Origin of the sequence: Microcoleus sp. S13C4 (genome assembly GCF_036700865.1) — a bacterium.
Classification (GTDB): Bacteria; Cyanobacteriota; Cyanobacteriia; order Cyanobacteriales; family Microcoleaceae; genus Microcoleus.
In genome coordinates, this window is sequence record NZ_JAUBPS010000014.1 from 1 (window position 1) to 12,638 (window position 12,638).

Annotated in this window: 4 protein-coding genes; all 4 read left to right on the forward strand. The window is 46.3% G+C overall.

The features are described 5' to 3' along the window. Nucleotides 1-599: 599 nt before the first annotated feature. The 4 genes from QT996_RS08415 to QT996_RS08430 are packed head-to-tail and all read left to right on the forward strand — an operon-like array spanning nt 600 to nt 12,602. The gene (locus QT996_RS08415; protein ID WP_333045781.1) at nt 600-1,553 is read left to right on the forward strand and encodes a methyltransferase domain-containing protein; all 954 of its coding nucleotides are present in this window, start codon (nt 600-602) and stop codon (nt 1,551-1,553) included. Nucleotides 1,554-1,589: 36 nt separating this feature from the next. After that, on the forward strand, nt 1,590-2,648 hold the full coding sequence (locus QT996_RS08420; RefSeq protein ID WP_333045783.1) for a homogentisate phytyltransferase: 1,059 nt from the start codon (nt 1,590-1,592) through the stop codon (nt 2,646-2,648). Next, nucleotides 2,633-2,758: a hypothetical protein gene (locus QT996_RS08425; RefSeq protein WP_333045784.1), complete on the forward strand. Its 126-nt coding sequence runs from the start codon at nt 2,633-2,635 to the stop codon at nt 2,756-2,758. Before QT996_RS08420 ends, QT996_RS08425 begins: the two co-directional genes overlap by 16 nt. Nucleotides 2,759-2,816: 58 nt before the next feature. Further along, nucleotides 2,817-12,602, forward strand: a complete 9,786-nt coding sequence (locus QT996_RS08430; RefSeq protein ID WP_333045785.1) for a tetratricopeptide repeat protein — start codon at nt 2,817-2,819, stop codon at nt 12,600-12,602. Nucleotides 12,603-12,638: the final 36 nt, after the last annotated feature.

Consider the following 12,638-nt stretch of genomic DNA (forward strand, 5'->3'; position numbering starts at 1 on the left):
TTTTTAGCTGGCATTTTTGTAGAGATTGACTAAACTCATTTTTTATTATACCCTATTTAAAGGCACAACAGCTTACACCATTTCCCATCACGATGGTTCAAACACATCTTCACTTTCGTTACGCATGGACTCTTGCTCGACAGTTACCGGGTTTGGCTCCTAGTAGTTCTGCCTTTTAACCCCGCTTTAGCCTATTGGTTGCTACCCATTAAACTAGGGGTTATGCTTTCACTCCTGCACTTGGAGGATAGGACTTACCGCACGGCGGTTCACCTACAAATGTAACCAGTTGTCACTAACTGTTTGAGCAGTTAGGCTAACCGTCCTATAAGCTTTTCGGCTTATTTTAGGTTAAACGAATCGCACTTAGATTTGAGAGGGAAGCCACAAATCGATTTTAGATTTGAGGTTTGAGACGGAAGCCACCAATCGATTTTAGATTTGAGGTTTGAGACGGAAGCCACCAATCGATCGTCGGGCTTGAAATCAGGACATCTCTGTCTGGCGAATACCGGAGACCGATCGAACTCAATCGCCAAATTCTATGACAACAGCGGGAAAATAACGGTAGAATTCCTTTAATAACTTGCAATCCGGCGATGACATCAACACTTTACCAGCAAATTCAGCAACTTTACGACGCTTCTAGCGGTTTGTGGGAGCAGGTGTGGGGCGAACATATGCACCACGGTTACTACGGCCCGGATGGCAATTTGAAAAAAGAGCGCCGACAGGCTCAGATAGATTTGATAGAAGAACTGCTGGCTTGGGCTGGAGTGCCGTCAGAGAAGGCACTGTGTCAACCTTACCGCATTCTTGATGTCGGTTGCGGGATCGGCGGCAGCACGCTTTATTTGACCGAAAAGTTTAGTTCGATAGCTCAAAATAATTTAAAGTTGGATGGCATGGTCGATCGACAGCGTAGCCAATCGCCCGAACAAAACAAAACGGGCGCTAGCGTTACAGCGACCGGGATTACTCTGAGTCCGGTACAGGCCAACAGAGCGACCGAACGCGCTAAAATTGCCGATGCTCAAAGCAATGTGAATTTTTTAGTGGCCGATGCCTTGAATATGCCTTTTCCTGACGAGTCATTCGACTTGGTTTGGTCGCTCGAAAGTGGCGAACATATGCCAGACAAAATTAAGTTTTTGCAGGAATGCTGCCGCGTACTCAAGCCGGGAGGAACTTTGATTTTGGCAACTTGGTGCCACCGCCCGGTGGGAGAAACGGCGGGTGAATTAACCGATGAAGAGAGAAGGCAATTGGCAGAAATTTACCGGGTTTATGCTTTGCCTTATGTGATTTCTTTGCCGGAATACGAGGAAATTGTTCGCAGTTTGCCTTTGACAAGTATTCGCACCGCTGATTGGTCAAAAGCTGTTGCTCCTTTTTGGGATGTGGTGATCGATTCTGCTTTGACTCCGAGCGCTATTTGGGGTTTGCTAACGAGCGGTTGGACGACTATTCAAGCTGCACTTGCTCTCGGATTGATGAGTCGCGGATATCAGAGCGGATTGATTCGTTTTGGGATGATTTGTGCTGTAAAATAACAGGCATATATCAGAGAAGTTTTGAGTTTTGAGTTGATGAGTAAGGTGCGTATTACGCACCCTACAGAATATTATTTGTTTGGCGTGGGTGTGAGATTTATGGGCAATGATTCGATTGGCAAGTCTTGGATTGATAAAAATGGCTCGGCTCCGCAAAGCTGGGTGAGGGCATTTTGGGAGTTTTCTCGGCCGCACACAATTGTGGGTACTAGCTTGAGTGTAATGGCTTTGTACGCGATCGCCCAAAGTACGAGGCTGTTTGTGAATCCTGTATTTGGACCCCTAGCTCTTGCCTGGTTGGCTTGCATTTGCGGCAATATTTATATTGTGGGATTGAACCAGTTAGAAGATGTTGAAATTGATAAAATAAATAAGCCGTATTTGCCGATCGCCTCGGGAGCTTTTTCTCGGAAAACCGGGGAATTAATTGTAATTGCAACGGGAATTATAGCAATTTTGACTGCTGTTTTACAAGGCCCGTTTTTGCTGGCTACCGTTGGCGTTAGTTTGGCGATCGGGACTGCTTATTCTCTGCCTCCAATTCGGCTGAAACGGTTTCCTTTTTGGGCGGCGCTGTGCATTTTTACGGTGCGGGGCGCGATCGTAAATTTAGGGTTGTTTTTGCACTTTAATTGGGTGTTGGGTTTGGGAAGGGCGAAAAGCGCTTTTTCTGGCTGGAGTTTGAAGAGTGTGTCTTTTGACATTCCTGCAGAAGTTTGGGTGCTAACGGTTTTTGTTGTGGTGTTTACGTTTGCGATCGCCATTTTTAAAGATATCCCCGACATGGAAGGGGACAAGCAATACAATATTACTACGTTTACGATTGAGCTGGGCAAGCCGGCCGTCTTTAATTTATCTCGCTGGGTGTTGACGGTTTGTTATTTGGGCGCGACTTTGGCGGGAGCAGTAGTATTGTCTAATGTTAATTTAGTGTTTCTGGCAGTTTCTCATTTGGCGGCTTTGGGTTTGATGTGGTTTTGGAGCGCGAAAGTTGATTTGGACGATCAAAAAGAAATTGCTGCATTTTATCAGTTTATCTGGAAGTTGTTTTTCTTAGAATATCTGATTTTTCCCGCAGCTTGTTTGTTGGGGTAGAAGGGGTAGAAGGAAGAAGGAAGAAGGAAGAAGGAAGAAGGAAGGGGGAAGAAGGAGGAAGAAGGGAGGGGGAAGAAGGAAGGGGGAAGGAAGAAGGAAGGAAGAGTTAACAAATTAGAACAATTTGGCAATTACCAGTTAGCGAACTCCCACACAACAAAGACAACTATGGCTTCTCAAAAAAAAATTCGGAAATCTGCCTGCAAACTGGGTGCCGAAGACTCTTTGAAATTAGCTTGGGAACATCACCAAGCGGGCCGTTTGTTAGAAGCTGAGAATTTGTATCGGCAAATAATAGAAGTGCAGCCGGAATCAGCAAACGTGCTGTGTTTGTTGGGAATAGCGGCGAGACAGCAGGGAAAAATTGCAGAGGCGATCGACTTTTACGAAAAGGCGATCGCCCAAAACCCCGATTTTGTAGAAGCACATTTAAATAAGGCTAATGTTTTGCTGGATGTACGCGAGTATCAAAGCGCGATCGCCAGTTACGAACAAGTAATCAAAATCCAGCCAAATTCCGCACTCGCCTACAATAATTTGGGCTGGATTAAACAGCAATTAGGCGAAATAGACTCGGCAATTTTATATTATCAAACAGCGCTACGACTCGACCCAAACCTGCACGAAACAGCGCACAATTTAGGACATTTATTTAAACAGAAAAATCAATTAAACGAGGCGATAGCTTATTATCTGCACGCTTTAAAAATCAATCCAAATTTAACATATTCTTTGATGGGATTGGGAACAGTTTGGCAGCAGCAAGGTAAATTAGCAGAAGCTTTTAACTGCTACCAGCAAGCGGTAAAACTCGACCCCAACAATCCCGAAGCTCACAACAATGTAGGAGCATTTTTCCACGAACAAGGCAATGCAAAAGCAGCAATATCCCACTACCGACAAGCATTAAACTTAAAGCCAGACTTCGTGGAGGCTATTAACAATCTCGGACACGCTTTGATCGATTTAGGAGAGTTTCAAGAAGCTTTTTCTTGTCACAGTCGAGCCTTGGAATTGCAGCCAGAGAACGCCACCGCCCACCTGGAATTAGGTTTAAGTTTGCTATTGTTCGGAGATTTTAAGCGCGGTTTTGCTGAATACGAGTGGCGGTGGCGCACTCCGCAAGTACAACCGAGACAATTTAAAAAGTCGGTTTGGGATGGTTCGGATTTGCAGGGGAAAACTATTTTACTGCACGTTGAGCAAGGCTTCGGCGATTCGATTCAGTTTATTCGCTACGCGCCGATTCTTCGCAGCCGAGGCGCTAAAGTTATGGTGGCTTGCTATCCAGAACTGATGCGGTTGTTTGCGACAGTTCCTGGTATTGAATATTTATCAGTGAGTCTGGAAGGTTTGCCAGAATTTGACGTTCACGCACCTCTGATGAGTTTGCCGCGAATTGTGGGGACAACTCTGGAAACAATACCGGCAAATGTTCCTTATTTATATCCGCCTGCTGAGTGCAAATTTGCGCTCTCTTCTGATGCCAAATTGAAGGTAGGGATTGTTTGGGCGGGGAGTCCGCAGCGCCGGAAAGACAATCAGCGTTCTTGCAGCTTGAGCGATTTTATTCGATTTTTGGATGTTCCGGGAATCGCTTTTTATAGTTTACAAAAAAACTTATCCGAGAGCGATCGCACTTTGTTGAACCAACACTTAGTGCCGGATTTAACTCCGCATTTGAACGACTTTGCTGATACCGCTTCGGCTATATCTCAACTGGATTTAGTCATTACTGTCGATACGGCTGTGGCGCACTTAGCGGGTGCTTTAGGGAAACCGGTTTGGGTGCTGCTTTCTTTTGCTCCTGACTGGCGCTGGCTGCTGGATCGTCAAGATAATCCTTGGTATCCAACTGCGAGGCTTTTCCGCCAAAGTCAGCCGGAAAGTTGGCAAGAATTGTTTGAGGAAGTACAGGCGGCTTTGAGTTTATTTGCGATCGCTAATACTGCTAGTTATTCCGAGGATTCTGCCCACGATCAGCTTGACTCCCTTTCGCTTGCAATGACTGGTAATAATAAGCCTGACCTCGATTTTGTGGCTCTCACAATGACAGGTGCAAGCGTGGTTAAAGAGAGTAAAGAAATATTTGTGATGGCGAGCGAAGGGTTAGCAGAACGCTCCGCAGCTAAGCAATCGCAGGGAATAGAGACATCGATTGCGATTATCGGAACGGCTGGCGAGAATTTAGTTGTTTTAGAGGATTTATTGCGGCAAGCAGAACATTTAATGGAAACAGGAGATCGGCAAGAGGCGATCGCCCTTTACGAACAGATTATATCTCTTGAGCCAAATTGCGTTCAAGCGCGGATTAATTTTGGTTTTCTCAAACAAGAAAATGGAGAATTGGAAGCCGCTATCCCCCATTACCGAGAAGCTTTAGCCATCGATCCAAATATTCCTCAAACCGCTTACAACTTGGCAAAGATTTTTGAAGAACAAGGTCAAGTGGAAGAGGCGATCGCACATTACGAGCAAGCTCTTGTAGCGCAACCGGATTTCGTACCCGCCCTGATTAATTTAGCGGTGGCGCTGCAAGAAAAAGGTGAACTTTTAAGGGCGATCGAGCTGTACCGGCGAGCGCTGGAAATTCATCCGCATAGCTGGGAAGCTTACAACAATCTGGCAACAGTGTTGCAAGAACAGGACAATTTAGAAGAGGCGCTGGAGTATTATCACAAAGCTCTAGAATTGCTGCCGGATTTTGTGGAAGCTATCAACAATTTAGGCAGGACGTTTCTGGAAAAAGGCGCAGTAGAAGATGCGATCGTCTGCTACAGACGAGCGATTCATTTAAGTCCAAATCACGCTAGCGCTCACCTAAATTTATCCTTGGCTTTGCTGTTGGTGGGAGATTTGGAAAATGGTCTCGCTGAATACGAGTGGCGCTGGCAAATTAAAGAATTTCACACTGGTCATTCCTGTTTTTTGGCGGGTTCGGATAATAGTGTTCCGGCGAGAGAATATCGACCGCTATGGGACGGTTCTGATTTGGAGGGAAAGACTATTTTGCTGCACGCCGAACAAGGTTTAGGCGATTCGCTTCAGTTTATTCGCTACGCTGCGATCGTCAAAAATAAAGGCGGTAGGGTCATTGTTGGCTGTTACCCGCAATTGCACCGTTTGTTTGCAACGGTTGACGGCATTGATTTGCTAATAGTTAAAGGCGAGGCACTGCCGGAATTTGACGTGCAAGCGCCGATGTTGAGTTTGCCCTATATTCTTGGTACAAAGCTGGAAACAATACCGGCAAATACTGCTTATTTATCTCCGCCGGCGGGTGCTGAATTTGCACTTTTGCCCGATCGGACTTTGAAAGTTGGCATTGTCTGGGCGGGGAATCCAAAACACCGCAAAAACAAGCAGCGTTCGTGCAGTTTAAGCCAGTTTCTGCGACTTTTGGACGTTTCGGGGGTAAGTTTTTATAGCTTGCAGAAAGAGGTTTCCGAGCCCGATCGCGGGCTGTTGAATCAAACGTCGATCGTAGATTTGAGCCCGCATTTTGGCGATTTGGCCGATACTGCTGCTGCGATCGCCAAACTGGATTTAGTCATTAGTGTCGATACCGCTGTCGCCCATTTGGCGGGCGCTTTGGGCAAACCAGTGTGGATTTTGCTGGCGTTTTCGCCGGATTGGCGGTGGCTGCTGGAGCGTGAAGATAGTCCTTGGTATCCAAGCGCAAGGCTGTTTCGTCAGCATCAGCGGGGCGACTGGGAGGACGTTTTCGATCGGGTGGCGGGATCTCTAGGCGCGGTTGCTGCTGCATTTGTGCCGTCGGATGCGGCGGATGCAGAGTTTCGGTTGGGCGTGGATTTGCAGCAGCAGGTCGATTTTGGGGGTGCGATCGAATGTTATGAGCGAGCGATCGCGATCAATCCTAATTACGCAGCCGCGCACAGCAATTTAGGCGTTGTCAAACAGCAAACCGGCCAGCTAACAGAGGCGATCGCGCACTACCGACAAGCGCTAGCAATTGACGGGAATTTGGCGGAAACTGCGAGCAATTTGGGCAGCGCGCTGGCGGAAGCAGGGAAAACTGAAGAGGCGATCGCACAATATGAGCGGGCGCTTTCTTTGAACCCGAATTGCGCGGAAGCGCTGATTAATTTGGGCCTGTTGCGGGAAGAGCAAGGGGATGTAGCGGAGGCTGTAAGGTGCTACGAGCAAGCTATTCAAATCAATCCTAATTGCGCGGTGGCTTATTTGAATTTGGGAATTGCTTTGGAGGAACAAGGGGAGGAAGGGAAAGCGATCGCGAATTACGAACGGGCGATCGCAATCGAGCCAAATTATGTGGACGCCCTGCACCATTTAGCATACGCCTGGATGCGGCAGGGCCAAATTGCCGATGCGATCGCATACTACGATCGAGCTCTGGCGCTGCAACCGGATTGGGCAGAAACTGATCTCGCTTTCGGGACTTCGCTGTCTAGCCCAGATAAGTTGGATGAGGATTTAGCTTTAGCTGTTTGCCAGCAAGCGATTCAGGCATTGCCCGCCAGTGCACAGGCTCACTGCAATCTGGGGATTGTCCTGCACAAACAGGGCAAAATTGAAGATGCGATCGTCTGCTATCAGCAAGCTTTGAGCCTGAAACCAGACTTTCCACAAGCTTTGAACAATCTCGGCAAAGCTTTTGAGGAAGCGGGAAATATGGCAGAGGCGATCGATTGTTACCGTCGGGCGATCGAACTCAAACCCAGTTATATCAATCCCCTCACCAGTTTGGCAAGTGCTTTGCACGATCGCGGACAATTTGTAGATGCTGTCACCTGCTACAGCCAAGCAGTTAAATTCAATGTCGGGAATCCCGAATCTCACCTAAATTTAGGTTTAGCGTTGCTGCTGGCGGGAGACTTCCAGCGCGGTTTTTGCGAATACGAATGGCGACTCCTAGTTAAAGAAAAACAGTTCCGGCACCACAACTTTATTCAGCCACTTTGGGATGGTAAAGATTTGGAGGGAAAAACTATTTTGCTTTGCCCGGAACAGGGTTTAGGCGATGGAATTCAGTTTATCCGCTACGCAGATTTAGTCAAACAAAAAGGCGGTAGGGTAATTGTTTGGTGTTTGCCGCAATTGCAGCGCTTGTTTGCACAAGTTTCGGGAATCGATGCGTTAATAGTTCATCCAGAGGATGCGCCGGATTTTCAAGTGCGTGCGCCACTCATGAGTTTGCCTCACCTTCTGGGAACAACTTTAGAAACTATACCGGCCAAAGTTCCTTATTTAGCTCCGCCGCCCGGTTGGGAATTTACTCTCAGTCAAACTCCTAATTTGAAAGTGGGAATTGTTTGGTCAGGAAATCCTAAAAATTCCCACAATAATGTGCGATCGTTACCCCTGAATTTATTGACCAAAGTGTTAGATATTCCCGGAGCAGATTTTTACAGTTTGCAAAAGGAAATGACAGCAGACGAGCGCGCTTTGTTAGAGCAAATGCCCGTAACAGATTTAAGCTCTTATTTGCACGACTTGGCGGATACTGCGGCGGCAATCTCGGCTCTGGATTTAGTGATTTCTGTAGATACTTGTGTGGCACACTTGGCTGGTGCTTTGGGCAAAGCAGTGTGGATTTTGCTGTGTTTTGTGCCAGATTGGCGGTGGATGTTGCAACGCGAAGATAGTCCTTGGTATCCCACGGCGCGGCTGTTTCGCCAGTCAACGGCGGGAGATTGGGAAGGAGTTTTAGAAGAAGCTGCTTTGGCGCTGAGAGAAAGAATTTGTCAGCATCAAGAAGCTCTACCGCCAATAGAAACTCAGACCAACATTCAATTATATCAAAAACAGTTCAATCAGGGAAATATTCTCAAGTCGCAAGGAAGATTTTCCGATGCGATCGCTTATTTTAAAAATGCTTTAGTTTTGCAGCCCAATTCGATAGAGGCCGCCACTAATTTGGCAGTGACGTTGCACCAAACAGGCGATTTAGCCGAAGCTGCCACCTATTATCAGCGCGCGATCGAAATCGACCCTAACTGCGCTCAAGCGCAGAATAACTTGGGTATTTTGCTGCAAGATCAAGGCAATATAGCGGCGGCTGTATCTTGTTTTCAAAAGGCGATCGCTCTGAATCCGATTTACGTCAAAGCTCTCAATAATCTCGGCGCGGCACTCCAGCAGCAGGGCGAGTTGCCGACTGCGATCGCGTGTTTTCATCAAGCACTTTCTGTCAATTCCAATTACGTGCCAGCGCTGGTAAATTTGGGTGTGGCGATGCAAGCAAAAAGTCAGCTAGCTGAGGCTGAACGGCTTTACGAGCGTGCAATTGAAGCAGAACCGAACAATCCTAAAGGACACTATCACCTCGGAACGTTATGCTTGGGGGCTGGCAAAATAGAACAGGCAATTTGTAGCTTGGAACGAGCAATATCTTTGAATCCGAATTATATAGAAGCACTCACTAATTTAGCAAGTGCAAAGGAACAATTAGGAAAGGTAAATAGAGCAATTTTTTGTTACAATAAGGTTCTTGAAATTGATGCAGAATGTGTTAAAGCTCACTTCAATTTAAGCTTAGTCTTGCTGTTGACTGGAGACTTACCACGCGGTTTAGCAGAGTACGAGTGGCGCTGGCAAACAGAACAGGCGAAAAAAATACCACGGTTGAATTTTGATCAACCAGTTTGGGACGGTTCCGATTTGAACGGACAAACTATTTTACTCCGATCCGAACAAGGTTTGGGCGATGCCATTCAATTTGTGCGATACGCGGCAATTGTACAGCAAAAAGGCGGCAAAGTAATCATTTCTTGCTATCAAGAACTGAAGCGTTTATTTAAGCAGATTCCTGGCATCCAACAAGTGGCGGTTAGGATGGATGAATTGCCCGATTTCCAAGTGCAAGCACCGCTGATGAGTTTACCGTATGTTCTGGGAACAAATTTAGAAAATATACCGGCAAATGTTCCTTATTTAGATGCGCCGCAGAATTGGCAGTTTTCCCTAAATTTCGATTGCAATTTCAAAATTGGAATTGCGTGGGCGGGAAGTGCGGAACATTTGAAGGATTTTCAGCGATCGAGCGATTTAAGCTATTTCCTGACATTGTTAGATATTCCCGGTGTAACTTTTTACAGTCTTCAGAAAGAAATGTCGCCTGACAATCGTAGTTTGTTAACTCAAATTCCCGTGATAGATTTGAGCGACAATTTGAACGATTTTGCCGATACTGCGGCGGTGATATCGCAACTAGATTTAGTAATTTCTGTTGATACTGCTGTCGCGCACTTAGCCGGTGCCTTGGGTAAACCCGTATGGATTTTGCTGTGTTTTATGCCGGATTGGCGGTGGATGTTGGAACGCGAGGACAGCCCTTGGTATCCGACGGCGCGGCTGTTTCGGCAGCAAACACCGGGTGATTGGGTGGGAGTGTTCTCTCGCGTAAAAACAGCGTTAAAACACCTAATTTATACTCGTTCCCAGGCTGTGCCTGGTAACGGATATCCCCAGGCTTCGCCTCGATTTTCCTTATCGCCCGCACAGGTACAATTTCACATAGCCACTGCTTTACAAAAACAAGGTAAAAAAGCAGACGCTGCCGCTCGTTACGAACAAGTAATTGCTGCCTCACCCAGCCACGCCGAAGCCCACAGTTGTTTAGGTGATATCAAACAGGAAAACGGGCAAATAGCCTCGGCTATTGCTCACTACCAAAAATCGCTAAAAATCAATCCCAACCAGCCTGAAACTAACTTATATTTGGGTTCTGCCCTCGAAGAGCAGGGACAAGTCGTAGAGGCGATCGACTTCTACAATAAAGCAATTCAACTACGTCCCAACTACCCTAATTGGCGCTTGAGACTAGCATTAGCTTTGCTTTTAACTGGGAATTTTGATGCTGGTTTTGCAGAGTACGAATCGCGCTGGGAAACTCAACAATTGGATCAGCGCTCTTTTGATCAACCACTTTGGGACGGCTCTGATTTGCAGGGAAAAACAATTTTATTGCACCCTGAACAAGGTTTTGGCGATACGATACAATTTATCCGCTACGCACCTTTAGTCAAGCAAAAAGGTGGCAAAGTTATTGTTGCTTGTCATGTCTTGCTGAAGCGTTTATTTGAAGGAATTGCAGGAGTCGATCGAGTAGGAGTCAGACCGAGCGATTTGGTAGATTTTCAAGTGCAAGCCCCGCTGCTAAGTTTGCCGCGAATTCTGGGAACAACTTTGGAAAATATACCAGCGAATATTCCTTATTTAGCTCCGCCACAGGATTTTAAATATTCCCTAGAGCCGAACAATAAACTAAAAGTAGGTATTGTGTGGGCGGGCGGGGCGCTGCACCGCCACAATCATCGGCGATCGTGTAAATTGAGCGATTTTCTGAAATTTGTAGATGTTCCGGGAGTGAGTTTTTACAGTCTTCAGAAAGATTTGTCAGCGGGCGATATTACTTTATTAAATCAACAGCAAATTGAAGATTTGAGCGAACATTGCGTTGATTTTGCTGACACCGCAGCCATTATTTCGCAACTCGATTTAGTAATTTGCGTAGATACTTCTGTGGCGCATTTGGCCGGTGCTTTGGGCAAACCAGTCTGGATTTTGCTGTCTTTTGTTCCCGATTGGCGCTGGATGCTCGATCGCGAAGATAGCCCTTGGTATCCCACTGCACGGTTGTTTAGGCAGCAAAAAGCGGGTGACTGGGATGGAGTGTGCGATCGTATAAAAGCAGCCTTAGAACACTTAATCTCTACTCGTTCCCAGGCTCAGCCTGGTAACACAGATTCTTATGATCCGCCTCGAAACTCCCCCCCACAAATACCCCCGCAAATTACAGGAATCGGCATTAGTTGGCCGGTCAGCATCACCAGTGGCTGGGGAATTTACGGCATGAATTTAGCACTACAACTGCTGCAAAATCCCGCCTGGGAAGTTGCACTTTTAGCACCGCCCTCAATCACCTCAGAATCGCTCAATCCGCTGCATAAATCGCTGTTATTACCTGTAATAGAAAAGCAAAAAAGTTTTCAGGAATTAGTAGCAGCAAATTCCGACAAACAAATCAGTTGTAATTTTCCCGTACTTTACGCTTTGGGGAATAATTTAGCATCGTCTGGAGTTGACAATCAAATTACCAGCGGTTGTCAAATAGGAGTCATATTTTTTGAAGACACACGAATCACAGCAGAAGCACTAGAAACAGCCAAAAAATATAGCGTGATTGTCGCCGGTTCCAACTGGAATGCCGATGTTTTGAGAAGCCACGGCTTGACTAATGTGGCGATGGTAAATCAAGGAATTGACCCAACAATTTTCCATCCGGCACCCAAATCTAATCTATTTGGCGATCGCTTCGTCATTTTCTCCGGCGGCAAACTGGAATATCGCAAAGGTCAAGATATTGTAATTGCCGCTTTCAAACGATTTCGCGCCAAACATCCAGAGGCTTTGTTACTAACAACATGGCACAATTTTTGGCCTCAGTATATGTTAGGAATCGAACAAACCGGAAACGTTGCGGGACTTCCCAATATCAACCGCGACGGAAGTTTAGCAATTTCCCAATGGTTAGTGGCTAACGGTTTGCCGATTGACTCTTTTATAGATATCGGCTTAATTCCCAATCACCTCGCCGGACAAATTTTGCGAGAAGCCGACTGCGCTGTTTTTACCAACCGCTGCGAAGGCGGTACTAATTTAGTGGCCATGGAAAGTATGGCCTGCGGAATTCCAACTATTTTATCAGCAAATACTGGTCATTTAGACTTAATTTACAGCCACATTTGCTATCCTTTATGGAGTCAAGGACGAGTTAAACCTACTGCTCTTTTTCCCGGTGTAGAAGGTTGGGGAGAGTCTGAGGTTGCAGAAGTTGTTGAGGCTTTGGAACAAGTTTATACTAATCGCGAAGAATCAAAACGTCGCGGTTTAGCTGCGGCTAAATTTATGCTCGATTGGACTTGGGAAAAACAGGTTAAGCGTTTTTTGGAGGTGATTGCCGATATGTAGATAACACTAAAGTGCTGACTACAAACTTTTGGAAAA

Excerpts from the sequence above, each read along its gene's own strand:
- QT996_RS08430 (WP_333045785.1), top strand. The coding sequence starts at position 2,817 with ATGGCTTCTCAAAAAAAAATTCGGAAATCTGCCTGCAAACTGGGTGCC.
- QT996_RS08415 (WP_333045781.1), top strand. The coding sequence starts at position 600 with ATGACATCAACACTTTACCAGCAAATTCAGCAACTTTACGACGCTTCT.
- QT996_RS08420 (WP_333045783.1), top strand. The coding sequence starts at position 1,590 with ATGAGTAAGGTGCGTATTACGCACCCTACAGAATATTATTTGTTTGGC.